The organism is Klebsiella sp. 141153 (assembly GCF_032601995.1).
GTDB lineage: Bacteria > Pseudomonadota > Gammaproteobacteria > Enterobacterales > Enterobacteriaceae > Klebsiella > Klebsiella aerogenes.
Genome location: NZ_JAQIRJ010000006.1, coordinates 1 through 20019, shown reverse-complemented (window position 1 = coordinate 20019; position 20019 = coordinate 1). Strand labels below are relative to the sequence as shown.

The 20019-nt window shown below is 57.1% G+C and carries 14 protein-coding genes and 1 pseudogene; 9 read left to right on the top strand and 6 right to left on the bottom strand.

What is annotated here, in order from left to right:
• Nucleotides 1-28: 28 nt before the first annotated feature.
• From asmA to alkA, 4 genes are all read right to left on the bottom strand, one after another.
• A complete protein-coding gene (asmA, locus tag PGS10_RS13245) occupies nucleotides 29-1876 on the bottom strand; it encodes an outer membrane assembly protein AsmA (protein ID WP_047078102.1) in 1848 nt (615 codons plus the stop codon).
• A gap of 27 nt (nucleotides 1877-1903) precedes the next feature.
• Nucleotides 1904-2485, bottom strand: coding sequence for a dCTP deaminase (dcd, locus tag PGS10_RS13240; RefSeq protein WP_015365790.1), 582 nt, complete (start codon nucleotides 2483-2485; stop codon nucleotides 1904-1906).
• A gap of 91 nt (nucleotides 2486-2576) precedes the next feature.
• The gene (gene udk / locus PGS10_RS13235) at nucleotides 2577-3218 is read right to left on the bottom strand and encodes a uridine kinase (RefSeq protein ID WP_015365789.1); all 642 of its coding nucleotides are present in this window, start codon (nucleotides 3216-3218) and stop codon (nucleotides 2577-2579) included.
• A gap of 114 nt (nucleotides 3219-3332) precedes the next feature.
• Nucleotides 3333-4181: a DNA-3-methyladenine glycosylase 2 gene (gene alkA / locus PGS10_RS13230; RefSeq protein ID WP_047078103.1), complete on the bottom strand. Its 849-nt coding sequence runs from the start codon at nucleotides 4179-4181 to the stop codon at nucleotides 3333-3335.
• A 136-nt stretch (nucleotides 4182-4317) separates the two neighbouring features.
• Here alkA and yegD point away from each other — a divergent pair, with 136 nt between their 5' ends.
• The gene (yegD, locus tag PGS10_RS13225) at nucleotides 4318-5670 is read left to right on the top strand and encodes a molecular chaperone (protein ID WP_047078113.1); all 1353 of its coding nucleotides are present in this window, start codon (nucleotides 4318-4320) and stop codon (nucleotides 5668-5670) included.
• 99 nt (nucleotides 5671-5769) lie between these two features.
• Here yegD and PGS10_RS25095 read toward each other — a convergent pair whose 3' ends face one another.
• Nucleotides 5770-5829, bottom strand: coding sequence for a type I toxin-antitoxin system Ibs family toxin (locus PGS10_RS25095; RefSeq protein ID WP_108418926.1), 60 nt, complete (start codon nucleotides 5827-5829; stop codon nucleotides 5770-5772).
• Between the two features lie 253 nt (nucleotides 5830-6082).
• Here PGS10_RS25095 and PGS10_RS13220 point away from each other — a divergent pair, with 253 nt between their 5' ends.
• The 8 genes from PGS10_RS13220 to yegS all read left to right on the top strand — a co-directional run bounded on the left by PGS10_RS13220 (nucleotide 6083) and on the right by yegS (nucleotide 19772).
• Entirely contained in the window at nucleotides 6083-7327 is a 1245-nt protein-coding gene (locus tag PGS10_RS13220; protein WP_047078104.1) for an MdtA/MuxA family multidrug efflux RND transporter periplasmic adaptor subunit, read from the top strand.
• Entirely contained in the window at nucleotides 7327-10449 is a 3123-nt protein-coding gene (locus PGS10_RS13215) for an MdtB/MuxB family multidrug efflux RND transporter permease subunit (RefSeq protein WP_316423082.1), read from the top strand. The genes PGS10_RS13220 and PGS10_RS13215 overlap by 1 nt, the downstream gene beginning before the upstream one ends.
• The gene (mdtC, locus tag PGS10_RS13210) at nucleotides 10450-13527 is read left to right on the top strand and encodes a multidrug efflux RND transporter permease subunit MdtC (RefSeq protein WP_047078106.1); all 3078 of its coding nucleotides are present in this window, start codon (nucleotides 10450-10452) and stop codon (nucleotides 13525-13527) included.
• Between the two features lies 1 nt (nucleotide 13528).
• Nucleotides 13529-14944, top strand: coding sequence for an MFS transporter (locus tag PGS10_RS13205; RefSeq protein ID WP_047078107.1), 1416 nt, complete (start codon nucleotides 13529-13531; stop codon nucleotides 14942-14944).
• Entirely contained in the window at nucleotides 14941-16395 is a 1455-nt protein-coding gene (gene baeS, locus PGS10_RS13200; RefSeq protein WP_047078108.1) for a two-component system sensor histidine kinase BaeS, read from the top strand. Before PGS10_RS13205 ends, baeS begins: the two co-directional genes overlap by 4 nt.
• A complete protein-coding gene (gene baeR, locus PGS10_RS13195; RefSeq protein ID WP_045391890.1) occupies nucleotides 16392-17114 on the top strand; it encodes a two-component system response regulator BaeR in 723 nt (240 codons plus the stop codon). The genes baeS and baeR overlap by 4 nt, the downstream gene beginning before the upstream one ends.
• Nucleotides 17115-17259: 145 nt before the next feature.
• The gene (yegQ, locus tag PGS10_RS13190) at nucleotides 17260-18621 is read left to right on the top strand and encodes a tRNA 5-hydroxyuridine modification protein YegQ (RefSeq protein ID WP_032714942.1); all 1362 of its coding nucleotides are present in this window, start codon (nucleotides 17260-17262) and stop codon (nucleotides 18619-18621) included.
• Between the two features lie 257 nt (nucleotides 18622-18878).
• Nucleotides 18879-19772, top strand: a complete 894-nt coding sequence (gene yegS, locus PGS10_RS13185) for a lipid kinase YegS (protein WP_047078109.1) — start codon at nucleotides 18879-18881, stop codon at nucleotides 19770-19772.
• Nucleotides 19773-19806: 34 nt separating this feature from the next.
• Here yegS and PGS10_RS13180 read toward each other — a convergent pair.
• Nucleotides 19807-20019 (bottom strand): annotated as a pseudogene (locus tag PGS10_RS13180) (cytochrome C biogenesis protein CcdA); the annotation flags it as partial.

The following is a 20019-nucleotide window of genomic DNA, read 5'->3' as shown; positions in this document are numbered from 1 at the left end:
GCGGGTCACCTGCGGCGGCTGATGATGGTTACAGCTTATCGAGCAGTTTCTTCACATCTTTGCCGTTCTGACTATTACTATTGCGTTCAGCCCACTCGTTCAAACGCTGTCTGGCTTCGTCCTGCAACTGCTTACGCAGGATCTGATCTACCTGTAGGCTATAGCTTAACGACTGCCACTTACCATAGATACGCAGCGGGATTGCCGTCTGCTTGAGGCGGTCAATCAGCTTGCTTTCACCTTTCCAGCCGCCTAACACCCGCACGTTGAAATGCATGTCGCAATCCTCTGCTTGCAGATTCAGATTACCTTGCCCGTTCAACGCCATCATTGCGGACTGTCCCTGCAAGCCGTTAAGCGTTATCTGGCCATTATTCAGGGTTAAATCACTGCTTAACGCGTCAAGCTGAGTCGCATTATCGAAGTTTTCTTGCGCCTGTACGTTGGTGCTCCTCGCTACAGCCTGCTGTACGAGCTGCTGGAAGTTGAGTCCTTCGGTACGCGTATCCTTCATTCGCAACTGTGCCTGTCCCTGCCAGTTACGACGGAAGTCATCTGCATCAATGCGCGGGCCGGAGAAATCGCCATTCAGGGATAATTTTCCCGTCAGGCTAATCGGGTAGTGGAAGGCCTGCAAAATGGTACCGATTTCCACATTATCTAACTGCGGTTGGAAAGCGGCATGGGACGTATTGCCCCGAACATCCAGCACTCCAGGTAAAGATATACGCCCCTCGCCCAGACTGCCCTGCAGTTGTTTCACCGTCAGCAGCCCCTGCTGGTTCGTGATATCACTCTTCACCTGGCTGAATCGCATACCACGCCACTGCACCTGATCCGCCGACAGCGCGAGCTGGCCGTTAAAGCCAAGCAAACTATGATAATCCTGCTGGACATCGCTATCGGCAATCACGGGGCGCAGCTGTCTCGGCTGGCTTTGCCCACGCTGATCGGCATTGCCTTCATTGGCCGCCGCGTTTTGCGCAAGCAAACTGTCCAGATTCAGGGTGGTCGCCTGCAGGTTTAGCACCCAGTCAGGTTTATCCCCCAACACAACGCTACCACTACCGGTAATTGCGCTGCCATTAGCCGTGAGATTGAGATTGTCGAAATTGAGTTTTTTCGCCTCTTCAATCCAGCTGGCTTGCAGACTTCCTTGCCCGTTGAGGCCATCCGGCGGCAGCTCCGCTCCGCGTACCTGCCAGTTGAGCTGCGAAAAATCCGCTTTCAGAGAATGAGGGTAATCACCGCCCTGAACCTGTGCAGTAAAGGACAACGCCAGGTCACGTTGATCGCGATTGACCCTGCCGGAGAAATCAACCGTCGCCAGATGGTTGTCATCCTGCTCCATTTGTAAGCGTATGTCGCGCACGGTGATCTGTTCGCCATTTTCATGCTGGAAGAACAGGACACTATCGGCTACCTGCAGCTTACGGACATCGTAGGACCAACCGCGATCTTGCGGCGCCTGCGGCAACGTATTGTCATGCGGCACCACCGGCGCGTTCTGGTCACGCACCGCTTCCGTTTTTGCGGTAAGCTGAATGACCGCGCCTTTCAGCATCACCTGCTTGACCTGCAGTTGATGAGAAAGTAGGGGCATCAGCGCAACATCCAGACGCATATTATCGGCACGCACGACCGGTTCGGAAGCACCTGGCGCCGTTAGCACCATACGGCCGGAGAGAATACTCAACTGCGGCCAAACATGCCAACGCAGCGGACCATCAAGCTTCAGTTGATAGCCGCTACGCTCCGCCACTTCCTGCACCATATAGTTGCGGAAGTCATTAGGGTTGACCAGCAACACCAGCGCAGTGAGTCCCGCGACAATGACGGTCAACAAGATCATCAGCGTGGTCAGAATTCGTCTCATGACATCCTCTATTAGCCGCTTACTTTATCAATCCTTGTCGATTCGACTAGCCACCGCGCCCTGCTGGTCGCGATATTTGGCGTCTTCACGGCGGTTGTATGGCCGTGCCGCCGGGCCAGAAAGCGGCTCGAAGCTCAACGCGCCAATGGGCATTCCCGGGCGCAGCGCCAACGGCAGCTTGCCGGAATTATAGAATTCCAGCACGATGCAGCCAGACCAGCCCGGATCAATTCGGTGCGCAGTGACGTGAACCATAAGTCCGAGACGCGCCAGTGACGAGCGGCCATCAAGCCAGCCGACGAGGTCTGCCGGAAGCGTTACGGACTCATAAGTCACCGCCAGCGCCAACTCTCCAGGATGAAGATAGAAAGCCTCTCCTTCCGGCAATACGATCTCTTCGCTCATGACCCGGTCCAGCGCCGCGCTCACTTCCGCCTTAGGGCCGCTCAGGTCAATAAATGGCGCCGTATGACCGCGGAAGGTACGGAATTTATTGCCTAAGCGAACGTCAACGGTCGCACCGTTAATTCGATCCACCGGCGGACGTGGGCTGATTGCCAGGCGCCCTTCATCCAACCAGGCTTCTATATCTCGGTCACACAGACGCATGAGCTTTCTCCTTTAAGGCATCTAGCCCTTACGCTTTCCGGGAATAAGGGCAATTGGGGATTCTCTTTGCACGTTACACAATTAGTACGTGTTATTCAAAGAACTGACTGATTTTGGCCTTCAGAATATCGATGGCAATACGGTTTTTACCGCCGCGCGGGACAATAATGTCGGCATATTGCTTGGAAGGTTCAATAAATTGCAGGAACATTGGCCGCACCGTCTTCTGATACTGCGCCATCACCGAGTCCATGGAACGACCACGTTCGTTAACATCACGTTTGATGCGGCGCATCAGGCAGATATCCAGCGGCGTATCGACGAAAATAGAGAAGTTTAATTCATTGCGGAGTCTGGCATCCGTCAACAGCAGGATCCCTTCCAGAATGATCACTTTCTTCGGTTGAATATGAATCGTTTCCGGCATACGCGTATGTTCAACGTAGCTATACACGGGTAATTCAATTGGCTGGCCGCTTTTCAGCGTCTGTAAATGCTGGAACAACAAGCTATGGTCCATCGAGCTCGGATGGTCATAGTTGGTTTTTACACGCTCTTCCATCGACAGATGGCTTTGATCTTTGTAATAGCTGTCTTCTGGAATAACGCCAATATGCTCATCGCCAACTTGTTCACGTAATTCACGATAAAGTGTGCTGGCGATAAGGCTTTTGCCCGAAGCCGATGCGCCGGCGATGCCTACAATGACGCACTGATGAGACGTATCAGTCATAAATTTTTGCGACCTGATTAACCTGGATGTAGATGGAGGGTGACGTTTGACCGTCAAACGCGGCAATTATAGGGATTTCAGGGCGGCGATACCAGTAATATGCGCCCTGTACGCCTATTCCTCGTCCGGCGTCCAGCCTTCGGTATACCAGATATGCAACAACGCATAGGAGCGCCAGGGTTGCCAGCGGCTGGCATAGCGCGCGATACGCGCGGGCGTCATTCCAGGAAAACGCTGTTTAATCAGATAGTCATCGGGCAGAAAAATATCTTTTGCCTGCCAACCACGCAGCGCATAGTAATTCGCCGTCCAGCGACCAATGCCCGGCAGACTCTGCAATTGCTTCATACCGGTTGCAATATCAGCAGGCGCCGTCAACGGCAATTCACCGCTCAATGCCGCTTTGCCAAGGTGAATCAAGGCTTCCGCGCGGCGAAGGGGCATACCTAGCGCTTTGAGCGCCAATGGATCGGCTTGCGCCAGTTTCTGTGGGTCAGGGAAGAGAACATAGCCTGGCGCTTCGCTTAACGGCTGCCCGTAGGCCGCAGCCACTTTGGCCGTCAGCTTCGCCGCCATCGCTACGCTCACCAGTTGCCCCAATACCGCGCGCACCGCCTGTTCAAACGCATCCAGCGCGCCCGGCAAGCGTAACCCAGGCCGCGGCTGCGCCAGTTTGCCTAAGGTTTGCGTGACCTCAAACGGATCGCATGCTAAATCAAACAGTTGCGCTACGCGCGCCAGGCACTGGTCTACTACCGGTAATAGTCCGCGAGAGAGCATCACCCGGAAACCCTGCCCGCATTCATCCGCTTTAACGGTAATCAATCCGCTGTGCCCATCGATACTAAAGCTGCGGGTATATTCATCTTCATGGAAGCTTTCAATTCCCGCTACCGCACGCGCGCTGAGAAACGCGAACATCCATCGCCAGTCATAAGGCGGTTGCCAGGGTAATAATGTCATGCACTCTCCTTATTGATCGCAACAAGCATAGATGCTCTGCGCCAGATACGCCTTGCTTTTAAATTCCAGTTGTCGGCATGGCGGCAATCCGCTAAAGTCGCCCCCCTTCTTCACTGGCATGGGGATTTTTCCGGTTATGTTTATTGGTTTTGACTATGGTACCGCTAACTGTTCGGTCGCCGTTATGCAGGGTGACAGCCCACGGCTTTTAACGCTGGAAAATGGTAGCCCGCTGTTGCCATCGATGCTTTGCGCTCCGACGCGCGAAGCGGTCAGCGAATGGCTATACCGCCACCACAATGTCCCGGCCGACGGTGCGGAAAACCAGGCGCTGCTGCGTCGCGCCATTAATTATAACCGTGATGAAGATATCGAAGTCCTGGGCAACAGCGTTCAGTTCGGACTCGCCTCTCTGCATCAATACGTTGACGATCCGGAAGAGGTCTACTTCGTTAAGTCGCCAAAATCGTTTCTTGGCGCCAATGGCCTTAAACCCCAGCAGGTTGCGTTATTTGAAGATCTGGTCTGCGCGATGATGCTGCATATTAAGCAGCAGGCGCAGTCTCAGCTAAGCGAACAGATTACCCAGGCGGTCATTGGTCGACCGATTAACTTCCAGGGGCTTGGCGGCGATGACGCCAACGCTCAGGCACAAGGAATTCTTGAGCGGGCGGCGAAACGCGCTGGATTTAACGATGTCGTATTTCAGTTTGAACCCGTCGCGGCGGGATTAGATTTTGAAGCCACCCTCGATGACGAAAAACGCGTGCTGGTCGTCGATATCGGCGGCGGCACCACCGACTGCTCGCTGCTGTTGATGGGGCCGCAGTGGCGGCAGAAAGCTGACCGTCAGGCTAGCCTGCTCGGCCACAGCGGCTGCCGTATCGGCGGTAACGATCTGGATATCGCCCTGGCCTTCAAATGCCTGATGCCGTTACTCGGTATGGGCGGTGAAACGGAAAAAGGCATTGCGCTGCCGGTACTGCCCTGGTGGAATGCAGTGGCGATTAATGACGTCCCGGCGCAAAGCGATTTTTACAGCGCCGCCAACGGCCGTATGCTCAATGACCTGCTGCGCGACGCCCGCGATGCCGACAAGGTCGCACTGCTGCTTAAAGTATGGCGTCAGCGTCTGAGCTATCGCCTGGTGCGCAGCGCGGAAGAGAGCAAAATAGCCCTTTCCGCCCAGCAGGATTTCAACGCCGAACTGCCGTTTATTAGCGATGAGCTGGCGACCGCTATCAGCCAGCAGGGGCTGGAAGAGGCGCTCAATCAACCGCTGGCCCGCATTATGGAGCAGGTAAAGTTAGCGCTGGAAAGCAGCCATGAAACCCCGGACGTTATCTATCTCACCGGCGGTAGCGCGCGATCGCCATTAATTAAGAAGGCGCTGGCCGCACAGCTGCCGGGGATACCGATCGCCGGCGGCGATGATTTTGGTTCCGTGACCGCCGGTCTTGCCCGCTGGGCGCAGGTGGTTTTCGCCTGAAACGCGAGCGCCATTCGGTAACCTGAGTTGACTTTGCCGCTTTTTCGTCCTAATTTGCAGGATGAAGGGTAAGGGAGGATTTCTCCTCCCCCTGGCGTCTTAGTAAGCCGGTAAGCTAATCACTAAGAGTATCACCAGTATGATGACCAGGTTCATCATAACCCTTTCCTTATTTAAGGCCCCTTCCTCAGGAGGGGCTTTCCTGTATTTAGCCTCCGCTAAATCAAGCTGACGTTACCATGCCGCGTCCGACACATTTCTTTTCAGCGTTCGGCTTTGCGAGCCTCCTCGTGAAAGCCCGCCAATTCAGACCTTTCCATACGCGCTTTTCATAATTCCTCCATTTTTGCGGGGCGTTCCGTTACTAAACTAGTATCATTCAGCGAAAGCTTCAGGATGAGATAGCAAAATAATGAAAAGTAGTCACACACTTCGTTGGGGAATGGTCCTGACGGTAATTTTGGCGGCGGGTGCCGCCTATTGGTTCTGGCACGATCGCTCCGAAGAAACAACCGCAGGCGCTGCTGGCGCAAGTCAACAAGGAGCAAAACCGCCTGCCGGGGCGCGTCATGGGCGTTTTGGGGCGACGCTGGCCCCGGTGCAGGCGGCAACCGCCACCAGCGAATCCGTCCCCCGCTACCTTACTGGCCTGGGGACTATCACCGCGGCGAACACCGTGACCGTGCGCAGTCGGGTTGACGGTCAGTTGCTGAGTATTCATTTCCAGGAAGGTCAGCAGGTAAAAGCCGGCGATCTGCTGGCGCAAATCGATCCCAGCCAGTTCAAGGTCGCGCTGGCCCAGGCGCAGGGCCAGCTTGCCAAAGATAACGCTACCCTCGCAAACGCGCGCCGCGATCTCGCCCGCTATCAACAACTGGTCAAAACCAACCTTATCTCCCGTCAGGAGCTGGATACGCAGCAGTCGCTGGTGGTTGAATCCGCCGGTACGGTTAAAGCCGATCAGGCCGCCGTCGCCAGTGCGCAACTGCAGCTGGACTGGACCCGCATCACCGCGCCGATTGACGGACGCGTGGGCCTGAAACAGGTCGACATCGGCAACCAAATCTCCAGTGGCGACACCACCGGCATTGTCGTACTCACGCAAACCCACCCTATCGATTTGGTCTTTACCCTGCCGGAAAGCGATATCGCCACCGTGGTACAGGCGCAAAAGGCCGGGAAAACGCTGACCGTTGAGGCCTGGGATCGTACCAATAAACAGAAGATCAGCACTGGCAACCTGCTGAGCCTCGATAACCAAATCGATGCCACCACCGGCACTATTAAGCTTAAGGCGCGCTTTAATAACCTCGATGATGCTCTGTTCCCGAATCAGTTCGTCAACGCCAGAATGCTAGTGGATACCGAGCAGGATGCGGTCGTGATCCCCACCGCCGCGCTACAAATGGGCAACGAGGGGCACTTCGTGTGGGTGCTGAACAGTGAGAATAAAGTCAGTAAACATACGGTCACGCCGGGTATTCAGGATAGCCAGAAAGTGGTGATTAACGCCGGGCTGTCAGCAGGCGACCGGGTGGTGACCGATGGTATCGACCGCCTGACCGAAGGCGCGAAGGTCGAAGTCGTCGAAGCCCACAGCGCCGCGGAGGAACAACCTGCCGCCCGCCAGAGTGGTAAAAACGGAGCGGGCGCCTGATGCAAGTCTTACCCCCAAGCAGTACGGGCGGTCCGTCCCGGCTGTTTATTATGCGTCCGGTGGCGACAACGCTCTTGATGGTCGCCATTCTGCTGGCCGGCATCATCGGCTATCGCTTCCTGCCGGTCTCCGCGCTGCCGGAAGTGGACTACCCCACTATTCAGGTGGTGACGCTTTACCCCGGCGCCAGCCCGGATGTGGTGACGTCGTCGATTACCGCGCCGCTGGAGCGCCAGTTTGGCCAGATGTCCGGCCTTAAACAGATGTCCTCACAAAGCTCGGGCGGCGCGTCGGTCATCACCCTCCAGTTCCAGCTGACCCTGGCGCTGGATGTTGCCGAACAGGAAGTGCAGGCGGCTATTAACGCCGCCACCAACCTGCTGCCGTCTGATTTACCCAACCCGCCGGTTTATAGCAAAGTGAACCCGGCGGATCCGCCGATCATGACCCTGGCCGTCACCTCCAGCGCAATGCCGATGACGCAGGTCGAAGATATGGTGGAAACTCGGGTGGCGCAGAAGATTTCTCAGGTTTCCGGCGTCGGTCTGGTGACGCTGGCCGGCGGCCAGCGCCCTGCTGTGCGCGTTAAGCTCAATGCCCAGGCGATCGCCGCGTTAGGTTTGACCAGCGAAACCGTGCGTACCGCCATTACCAGCGCCAACGTGAATTCAGCAAAAGGTAGCCTTGACGGTCCGGCCCGCGCGGTCACTCTTTCCGCCAACGATCAGATGCAGTCGGCGGAAGATTACCGTCGACTGATTATCGCCTATCAGAACGGCGCGCCGATCCGCCTTGGCGATGTTGCGACCATCGAACAGGGCGCCGAGAACGCCTGGCTCGGTGCGTGGGCCAATAAGCAGCGGGCGATCGTAATGAACGTCCAGCGCCAGCCGGGAGCGAATATCATCGCCACCGCCGACAGCATCCGCCAGATGTTGCCGCAGCTCACAGAGAGCCTGCCTAAATCCGTTAAGGTACAGGTGCTTTCTGACCGCACCACCAATATTCGCGCGTCGGTCAGCGATACGCAGTTCGAATTGCTGCTCGCCATCGCTCTGGTGGTGATGATCATTTATCTCTTCCTGCGCAATGTCCCGGCAACCATCATTCCCGGTGTCGCCGTGCCGCTGTCGCTGGTCGGCACCTTCGCGGTTATGGTGTTCCTCGATTTTTCAATTAATAACCTGACGCTAATGGCGCTGACCATCGCCACCGGCTTCGTGGTCGATGACGCCATCGTAGTCATCGAAAACATCTCCCGCTACATTGAAAAAGGTGAGAAACCGCTTGCCGCCGCGCTGAAAGGCGCGGGGGAAATCGGCTTCACGATTATTTCATTAACCTTCTCGCTGATTGCCGTACTGATCCCGCTGCTGTTTATGGGTGATATCGTTGGGCGATTGTTCCGCGAATTCGCCATTACCCTCGCGGTGGCGATTCTGATTTCGGCGGTGGTCTCGCTGACCCTGACGCCAATGATGTGCGCGCGGATGTTAAGTCACGAATCGCTGCGCAAACAAAACCGCTTTTCGCGGGCCAGCGAGCGATTCTTCGAGCGGGTGATTGCCGTGTATGGTCGCTGGCTGAGCCGCGTGCTGAACCACCCGTGGTTAACATTGAGCGTGGCGTTAAGCACCCTTGCGTTATCGATTCTGCTATGGGTCTTTATCCCAAAAGGCTTCTTCCCGATCCAGGATAACGGCATTATTCAGGGCACGTTACAAGCGCCGCAGTCGGTATCGTTCGCCAGTATGGCGCAACGCCAGCAGCAGGTATCCGAGCTGATTCTGAAAGATCCGGCGGTTAAAAGCCTCACGTCGTTTGTCGGCGTTGATGGCACCAATCCGGCGCTGAACAGCGCGCGTCTGCAGATTAACCTCAAGCCGCTGGATGAGCGTGACGATCGGGTACAAACGGTCATTAGTCGCCTGCAACACGCGGTGGCAAGCGTACCGGGCATTGAGCTCTACCTGCAGCCAACGCAGGATCTGACTATTGATACCACCGTCAGCCGAACGCAGTATCAATTTACCCTGCAGGCTAACTCGCTCGATGCGCTGAGCAACTGGGTGCCGCAATTGCTGTCGCGCCTGCAATCCTTACCCCAGCTTGCCGACGTCAGCAGCGACTGGCAGGATAAAGGGCTCGCGGCTTATATCAATGTCGATCGCGATAGCGCCAGCCGACTGGGTATTTCCATGGCGGATGTCGATAACGCGCTGTATAACGCCTTTGGCCAACGGCTGATCTCGACAATTTATACCCAGGCCAACCAATATCGCGTGGTGCTGGAGCACGACACCCAGGCGACGCCGGGGCTGGCGGCGCTGGATAATATTCGCCTCACCAGCAGCGATGGCGGCATTGTGCCGCTGAAGTCTATCGCCAGCGTCGAGCAGCGTTTTACGCCGCTGTCGGTCAACCATCTCGATCAGTTCCCGGTTACCACCATTTCATTCAACGTGCCGGACAACTACTCCCTCGGCGAAGCGGTAGAGGCTATTTTGTCCACCGAGCAGTCGCTGGATTTCCCAAGCGACATCCGCACTCAGTTCCAGGGCAGTTCGCTCGCGTTCCAGTCGGCGCTCGGTAGCACCGTCTGGCTGGTGGTCGCGGCGGTCGTCGCCATGTATATCGTGCTCGGCGTGCTGTATGAAAGCTTCATTCATCCCATCACCATTCTTTCTACGCTGCCGACCGCTGGCGTCGGGGCGCTACTGGCGCTATGGCTGGCCGGTAGCGAGCTGGATGTGATTGCCATCATCGGCATCATTCTGCTGATTGGTATCGTGAAGAAAAACGCCATCATGATGATTGACTTTGCCCTCGCCGCCGAGCGCGAACAGGGAATGCCGCCGCGGGAAGCCATTTATCAGGCTTGCCTGCTGCGCTTCCGTCCGATTCTGATGACCACCCTCGCCGCCCTGCTTGGCGCGCTGCCGTTGATGCTCAGTACCGGCGTCGGCGCCGAGCTGCGTCGTCCGCTGGGCATTGGCATGGTTGGCGGCCTGATGCTCAGCCAGGTACTGACGTTATTCACCACGCCGGTGATTTATCTGCTGTTCGATCGGCTATCGCTGTATATGAAGAGCCGCTTCCCGCGCCGTGAAGAGGGGGCGTAAGTGAAGTTTTTCGCTCTCTTTATATATCGCCCAGTGGCGACGATTCTTATCTCGCTGGCGATAACCCTGTGCGGGATCCTCGGATTCCGCCTGCTGCCGGTCGCGCCGCTGCCGCAGGTCGATTTCCCGGTGATCATGATTAGCGCCTCGCTGCCCGGCGCCTCGCCGGAAACCATGGCCTCGTCGGTAGCCACACCGCTGGAGCGCTCGCTGGGGCGCATTGCCGGGGTCAATGAAATGACCTCGTCGAGCTCACTTGGCAGTACCCGCATCATCATGGAGTTTAATTTCGATCGCGATATTAACGGCGCAGCCCGCGACGTGCAGGCGGCGATTAATGCCGCGCAAAGCCTGCTGCCGAGCGGGATGCCCAGCCGCCCCACATATCGCAAAGCTAACCCGTCCGATGCACCGATCATGATCCTGACGCTCACCTCGGATACCTATTCGCAGGGCGAGTTGTACGATTTCGCTTCAACCCAGCTGGCGCAAACCATCGCGCAGATCGACGGCGTCGGCGATGTCGACGTCGGCGGCAGCTCCCTGCCGGCGGTGCGCGTCGATCTCAACCCGCAGGCGCTGTTTAACCAGGGCGTCTCACTGGATGCCGTGCGCAGCGCCATCGATAACGCCAACGTGCGTCGCCCGCAGGGCGCGCTGGAAGATGGAACCCATCGCTGGCAGGTGCAGACCAACGATGAACTGAAAACCGCGGCGGAATATTTGCCGGTAATCGTCCACTACAACAACGGCGCAGCGGTACGTCTTGGCGACGTGGCAAAAGTGACGGATTCAGTCCAGGATGTGCGTAACGCCGGGATGACCAACGCCAAACCGGCGATCCTGCTGATGATACGCAAGCTGCCGGAAGCCAACATCATTCAAACGGTCGACAGCATCCGCGCCCGCCTTCCTGAGCTACAGCGTACTATCCCGGCCGCCATCGATTTACAGATTGCGCAGGATCGTTCCCCCACTATCCGCGCATCGCTGGAAGAGGTCGAACAAACGCTGGTGATCTCGGTCGCGCTGGTGATTCTGGTGGTCTTTCTGTTTTTGCGATCCGGGCGCGCAACGCTTATCCCGGCCGTGGCCGTACCGGTATCGTTAATCGGTACCTTCGCAGCGATGTATTTATGCGGCTTCAGCCTCAATAATCTGTCGCTAATGGCGCTGACCATCGCCACCGGTTTTGTCGTTGATGACGCCATCGTGGTGCTGGAAAACATTTCCCGCCATCTTGAGGCGGGAATGAAGCCGCTGCAGGCCGCGTTGCAGGGCAGCCGTGAAGTCGGCTTTACCGTGCTGTCGATGAGCCTGTCGCTGGTGGCGGTGTTCTTACCGCTGCTACTGATGGGCGGCCTTCCGGGCCGTCTGCTGCGCGAGTTCGCCGTCACGCTATCGGTAGCGATCGGTATTTCGCTCGCCGTGTCGCTCACGCTGACGCCAATGATGTGCGGCTGGCTGCTGAAAAGCGGCAAACCTCATGAACCAACGCGGAATCGCGGCTTTGGCCGCCTGCTGATCGCCATTCAGGGCGGCTATGGCAAATCGCTAAAATGGGTGCTGAAGCACAGTCGCCTGACGGGCCTGGTCCTGCTCGGTACGATAGCGCTCAGCGTGTGGCTGTATATCGCCATTCCGAAAACCTTCTTCCCGGAGCAGGACACCGGGGTGCTGATGGGCGGCATTCAGGCGGATCAGAGTATTTCCTTCCAGGCTATGCGCGGCAAACTGCAGGACTTTATGAAGATCATCCGCGAGGATCCGGCAGTCGATAACGTGACCGGCTTTACCGGCGGCTCGCGGGTGAATAGCGGTATGATGTTTATCACCCTGAAACCGCGCGAGCAGCGCCATGAAACCGCGCAGCAAATCATCGACCGGCTGCGGAAAAAGCTGGCGAAAGAGCCCGGCGCTAATCTGTTCCTGATGGCGGTGCAGGATATCCGCGTCGGCGGGCGTCAGTCGAATGCCAGCTATCAATACACCCTGTTATCGGACGATTTGTCGGCGCTGCGTGAATGGGAGCCAAAAATCCGCAAGGCACTGGCGGCGCTGCCGGAACTGGCCGACGTTAACTCGGACCAACAGGATAACGGCGCGGAGATGGATCTGGTCTACGACCGCGACACCATGTCACGACTGGGTGTCAGCGTGCAGGATGCCAACAGTCTGTTAAACAACGCTTTCGGCCAGCGGCAAATCTCGACCATCTACCAGCCGCTGAACCAGTACAAAGTGGTGATGGAAGTCGATCCGCTTTATACCCAGGACGTTAGCGCGCTGGAACAAATGTTTGTCATCAGTAAAGACGGGAAACCCATTCCGCTGTCGTATTTCGCCAAATGGCAACCGGCGAACGCGCCGCTTTCGGTCAATCATCAGGGGCTATCGGCCGCCTCGACCATCTCCTTCAACCTGCCGACCGGCAAATCGCTATCGGAAGCCAGCGACGCCATTGACCGGGCGATGACCCAGCTCGGCGTGCCGTCGAGCGTCCGCGGATCGTTTGCCGGCACCGCGCAGGTATTCCAGCAGACGATGAACTCACAGGTGATCCTGATTATCGCCGCCATCGCCACGGTGTATATCGTGCTGGGGATCCTCTACGAAAGCTACGTGCATCCGTTAACTATCCTCTCTACCCTGCCATCGGCTGGGGTGGGCGCGCTGTTGGCGCTGGAGTTGTTCGGTGCCCCATTCAGCCTAATCGCCCTGATAGGGATCATGCTATTAATTGGCATCGTAAAGAAAAACGCCATCATGATGGTCGATTTCGCTCTTGAAGCGCAGCGCAGCGGTAATCTGCCGCCGGAAGAGGCCATCTTCGAGGCCTGCCTGCTACGTTTTCGCCCGATCATGATGACCACCCTGGCGGCGCTGTTCGGCGCGTTGCCGCTGGTGCTGTCAGGCGGCGACGGGTCAGAACTGCGGCAGCCGTTGGGGATCACCATCGTCGGCGGTCTGGTCATGAGCCAGCTGCTGACGCTGTACACCACCCCGGTGGTCTATTTGTTCTTTGATCGTCTGCGGCTGCGTTTTACGCGCAAGTCTTCTCAACCGGTAAGCGAATAAAATGACAGATCTGCCCTCCAGCGTACGCTGGCAGTTATGGATTGTGGCCTTCGGCTTCTTTATGCAGTCGCTGGATACCACCATCGTTAACACCGCCCTCCCCTCGATGGCCAAAAGCCTTGGGGAGAGCCCGCTGCACATGCATATGGTGGTGGTCTCATATGTGCTTACGGTGGCGGTCATGCTGCCGGCCAGCGGCTGGCTGGCGGACCGGGTTGGCGTGCGCAATATCTTCTTCAGCGCCATTGTATTATTTACCGTCGGCTCGCTATTCTGCGCCCAGGCCAGCACTCTCGATCAGTTAGTGATGTCCCGCGTGCTGCAAGGCGTCGGCGGCGCGATGATGGTACCGGTCGGGCGTCTGACGGTGATGAAAATCGTTCCACGCGATCAGTATATGGCGGCGATGACCTTCGTCACCCTGCCCGGCCAGGTTGGACCGCTGCTCGGCCCGGCGCTTGGCGGCGTGCTCGTCGAATATGCTTCCTGGCACTGGATTTTCTTAATTAACATCCCGGTAGGTATCATCGGCGCTATCGCCACGTTATGCCTGATGCCAAACTACACCCTGCAGACCCGGCGTTTTGATATTCTTGGTTTTATTCTGCTGGCGGTGGGAATGGCCGCCCTGACGCTGGCGCTTGACGGCAAAAAAGGGCTGGGTATCTCGCCGCTGCTGCTCGCCGTGCTGGTCGTCGGCGGCCTGATGGCGATGGGATTCTATTGGTGGCACGCCCGCGGTAACGTTAACGCATTGTTTAGCCTCAAACTGTTTCGCAATAAAACCTTCTCGCTCGGTCTTGGCGGCAGCTTCGCCGGGCGTATCGGCAGCGGGATGTTGCCGTTTATGACCCCGGTATTCCTGCAAATTGGCCTCGGCTTCTCGCCGTTCCACGCCGGGCTGATGATGATCCCGATGGTGCTGGGCAGCATGGGGATGAAACGCATCGTGGTGCAGGTAGTGAATCGCTTTGGCTATCGCCGCGTGCTGGTTTTCGCAACCCTCGGCCTGGCGCTGGTGAGTTTGCTGTTCATGGCCGTCGCACTGGCCGGCTGGTACTGGCTGCTGCCGCTAGTGCTGTTCCTGCAGGGCATGATTAACTCCAGTCGTTTCTCGTCGATGAATACTCTGACGCTAAAAGACCTGCCTGATGAGTTGGCCAGTAGCGGTAACAGCCTGCTCTCGATGGTTATGCAGCTCTCGATGAGTATCGGCGTGACCATCGCCGGGCTACTGCTCGGCATGTACGGCCAGCAGCATATCAGCGCCGATGCCCCAGCCGTTCATCAAGTTTTCCTCTACACCTATCTGAGCATGGCGGTGATTATCGCCCTCCCGGCGCTCATCTTTTCCCGCGTACCGAACGATGTCGGCAGCAACACCGTCATCCGCCGACGCAAAAGGAGTGAATCGTGAAACTTTGGCGCCCGGGTATCACCGGTAAGCTGTTCCTGGCTATTTTCGCTACCTGTATCGTGCTGCTGATTAGCATGCACTGGGCGGTGCGCATCAGCTTTGAGCGCGGCTTTATCGACTATATAAAACGCGGTAATGAACAGCGATTAACGATGCTCGGCGACGCGCTGAGCGAACAGTACGAGCAGCACGGCGACTGGAAGTTTTTGCGCAATAACGATCGTTTTATCTTCCAGTTACTGCGCACCTTCGAGCGGGATAACGACGAACGCCCGCCGGGTGGTCCGGGCCCACACGGCGAGCCAGGGCCAATGCCCGGGCCTGGCCCACGGCCCGATATGCCGCCGCACGGTTGGCGCACGCAATTTTGGGTTGTCGATCAACAAGGGCGCGTGCTGGTAGGCCCGCGAGCGCCGGTACCGCAAGATGGCACCCGGCGCAACATTGTCGTCAACGGCGTGACCGTCGGGGCGGTGATCGCCTCGCCGGTCGAGCGACTCACGCGCAACACGGATATCAATTTCGACCGCCAGCAAAAACGCACCAGCTGGCTTATCGTCGCCCTCGCCACCCTCCTCGCCGCTCTGGCCACCTTCCCGCTGGCCCGCGGGCTGCTGGCGCCAGTCAAACGGCTGGTGGAAGGTACCCATAAGCTGGCGGCGGGCGATTTCTCTACCCGCGTCACGGTCACCGGCGGGGATGAACTGGGTCGTCTGGCGCAGGATTTCAACCAGCTTGCCAGTACGCTTGAGCGCAACCAACAAATGCGCCGCGATTTGATGGCCGATATTTCGCATGAACTCCGCACGCCGCTAGCGGTGCTGCGCGGCGAGCTGGAAGCAATTCAGGACGGCGTGCGTAAATTCACCCCGGATTCAATTTCTTCGCTGCAGGCGGAAGTCGGCACGCTCACTAAGCTGGTAGACGATCTGCATCAGCTATCGATGTCCGATGAAGGCGCGTTAGCCTACCAGAAAGAATCGGTAGATTTAATTGCGCTACTGGAGGTCGCCGCAGGAGCGTTCCGCGAACGTTTCGCCAGCTGCGGGTTGACCATCGGCGTCTCGCTGCCGGATAACGCTATCGTGTTCGGCGATCGCGATCGGCTAATGCAGCTGTTCAATAATCTGCTGGAAAACAGCCTACGCTATACCGACCGCGGCGGACGCCTGCTGATTAGCGCCAAACAAAACGGCCGCAGGTTAATGCTCGATTTTGCCGATAGCGGCCCCGGCGTTAGCGACGAGCAGCTGGCGCGGCTGTGTGAACGTTTTTACCGCACCGAAGGTTCGCGTAACCGCGCCAGCGGCGGATCCGGCCTTGGGCTGGCAATCTGTATGAACATCGTAGCGGCCCACGGCGGCAGCCTGAACGCCAGCCATTCGCCTTTTGGCGGGGTTAGCATTAAAGTAGAATTACCTCTGGAACAGGATTTATCGAGGGACGTATGAGCGAATTACCCATTGATGAAAACACGCCGCGTATTTTAATCGTGGAAGACGAGCCCAAACTCGGTCAGTTGTTGATCGACTATTTGCAGGCCGCGAGCTACGCGCCAACACTAATTGCTCATGGCGATCGGGTACTGCCCTACGTTCGCCAGACGCCCCCGCATTTGATTCTGCTGGATTTAATGCTGCCCGGCACCGACGGCCTGACATTGTGTCGTGAAATCCGCCGTTTTTCCGATGTACCGATCGTGATGGTCACCGCCAAAATCGAGGAGATCGATCGCCTGCTGGGGCTGGAGATCGGCGCCGACGACTACATCTGCAAACCATATAGTCCGCGTGAAGTTGTCGCTCGCGTGAAGACGATCCTGCGTCGCTGCAAGCCACAGCGCGCTCTGCAGGCGCTGGATGCGCAAAGCCCGCTCATCGTTGATGAGAGCCGTTTCCAGGCCTCGTGGCGCGAAAAATTACTGGACCTGACTCCCGCCGAGTTTCGGCTATTAAAAACGCTGTCTCAGGAGCCGGGTAAAGTCTTCTCCCGCGAACAACTGCTCAATCATCTGTACGACGATTATCGCGTGGTCACCGACCGCACTATCGACAGCCATATTAAAAACCTGCGCCGTAAGCTTGAATCGCTGGATGCCGAGCAGTCGTTTATTCGCGCCGTCTACGGCGTCGGCTATCGCTGGGAGGCGGACGCCTGTCGAATAGCCTAACCTTTGCGCCTCTCAGAGCAGAGAGGCGCAAAGGTTTACTCCCTCTTTCCACGGCGCTACAATGCCCGCCCTTAATGTGGGGACACTCCCCCGAATCGCCGCACCTGGTGCGGCGAGTCTGACCTGTCATCAGAACGAGAAAATCATGTTTAAACCGGAACTCCTTTCCCCGGCGGGAACGCTGAAAAATATGCGTTACGCTTTCGCTTATGGCGCCGATGCGGTCTACGCCGGCCAGCCGCGTTACTCACTGCGCGTGCGCAACAATGAATTTAACCACGAAAACCTGCAGCTCGGCATCAATGAGGCCCACGAGCTAGGGAAAAAATTCTACGTGGTGGTTAACATCGCGCCGCATAACGCCAAGCTGAAAACGTTCATTCGCGATCTCAAACCGGTAGTGGAAATGGGGCCGGACGCGCTGATTATGTCCGATCCTGGTTTAATCATGCTGGTGCGGGAAAACTTCCCTGATATGCCAATTCACCTGTCGGTACAGGCCAACGCCGTCAACTGGGCGACGGTGAAATTCTGGCAGCAAATGGGGCTAACCCGCGTGATCCTCTCCCGCGAGCTGTCGCTGGACGAGATCGCCGAAATTCGCAGCCAGGTGCCGGAGATGGAAATCGAGATTTTCGTCCATGGCGCGCTGTGCATGGCCTACTCCGGCCGCTGCCTGCTCTCCGGCTATATCAACAAACGTGACCCTAACCAGGGTACCTGCACCAACGCCTGCCGCTGGGAGTACAACGTTCAGGAAGGCAAAGAAGATGACGTAGGTAATATCGTCCACAAGCATGAGCCTATCCCGGTGCAGAACGTTGAACCCACTCTCGGTATCGGCGCGCCAACCGACCAGGTATTTATGATTGAGGAAGCCAAACGTCCGGGCGAGTATATGACCGCCTTCGAAGACGAGCACGGCACCTACATCATGAACTCCAAAGATCTGCGCGCAATCGCCCACGTGGAGCGCCTGACCCAGATGGGCGTGCACTCGCTGAAGATTGAAGGCCGCACCAAATCCTTCTACTACTGCGCCCGCACCGCCCAGGTGTACCGTAAAGCGATTGACGACGCCGCCGCCGGTAAACCGTTCGATACCAGTCTGCTGGAGACGCTGGAAGGTCTGGCTCACCGCGGCTATACCGAAGGCTTCCTGCGCCGCCACACCCACGACGACTATCAGAATTACGAGTACGGCTACTCGGTTTCCGAACGCCAGCAGTTTGTCGGCGAATTCACCGGCAAGCGTAATGGTAATCTGGCCGAAGTGGCGGTAAAAAATAAGTTCTCGGTCGGCGACAGCCTCGAGGTCATGACTCCGCAAGGCAACGTCAACTTTACGCTCGAACATATGGAGAACGCCAAAGGCGAAGCAATGCCGGTCGCGCCGGGAGACGGTTATATCGTCTGGCTGCCGCTGCCGGAGGATATGGCGCTGGAGTATGGTTTGCTGATGCGTAACTTCAACGGCGAGTCGACGCGCAATCCGCATAAAAATTAGTTTATTGGCGTTATTTTTTCACTATGTATGGATATTAGAATCGGATCACATACCGTTACGTTCGAAGCAGGTATCATCCATTTCGCTGAAAAACATAACCCATAAATGCTAGCTGTACCAGGAACCACCTCCTTAGCCTGCGTAATCTCCCTTACGCGGGCTTATTTTTTATGCATCCTATTTTCCCGACTTTCTTATTCCATGACGCCATTCATGCGATACACTGAGGATGACGACTAAGAATGAGGCGATAAAGGATGACCCAATTTCCAGCCAGCTTATTAATTCTCAACGGTAAAGGCGCAAATGAACCCCAACTGCGCGAAGCCGTTAATCTCCTGCGCGAAGAAGGTATCGAGATACACGTCCGCGTGACCTGGGAAAAAGGCGATGCGATTCGTTTTGTCGAGGAAGCCGAAACGCTCAAGGTGGCGACGGTGATTGCCGGCGGCGGCGATGGCACGATTAATGAAGTCGCCACCGCGCTGGTCCAGCGCGGCAGCAACATGGCGCTGGGAATACTCCCCCTCGGCACAGCCAATGATTTCGCAACCAGCGTCGGCATCCCGCAGGACTTAGCCAGCGCGCTGAAGCTGGCGATAGCCGGGCGCGACGTCCCTATTGATGTGGTTCGCGTGAATAACGAGGCCGGATTTATCAATATGGCCACCGGCGGCTTTGGTACCCGTATCACCACCGAAACGCCGGAAAAACTGAAAGCCGCGCTCGGCGGCGTCTCCTATCTGATTCACGGCCTGACACGCATGGATACCCTGAAGCCGGACCGCTGCGAAATTCGCGGCGAGAACTTTCACTGGCAGGGCGACGCGCTGGTTATCGGCATCGGCAATGGCCGCCAGGCCGGTGGTGGTCAGCAACTGTGTCCTGAAGCATTAATTAACGACGGGCTACTGCATCTGCGTATTTTTACCGGCGAAGAGTTGCTGCCTGCGCTGTTTAGCACCCTCGCTAATCCCGATAATTCACCAAATCTGATCGACGGCGTATCGCCGTGGTTTGAAGTCACCGCAGCCCATGAAATGACCTTCAACCTGGATGGCGAACCGCTGAGCGGCAAATCCTTCCGTATGGAAATCCTCGGCGAGGCGCTACGCTGCCGTCTGCCGCCGGACTGTATGTTACTGCGTTAAAACATCAGGGCGGGATATACCCGCCCTGATAACGTTATGAATATTCTACCCCTTCCCTGACGCCGCTTGCCTTACGGGCAAAGCCCGGCTGATCGACGCGAATAAACGGGCACAGACAAAACGCCAGCAGATAGAGCGCGGTATAGGCCACTACCACGCCGATGGTGCTGAAGTGCGGCAGCAGCACCACCGCAATCGCCGGCGCGAGGAAGTTCGACAGCCCGGCAGACAGGTTGTAGACCGAAAT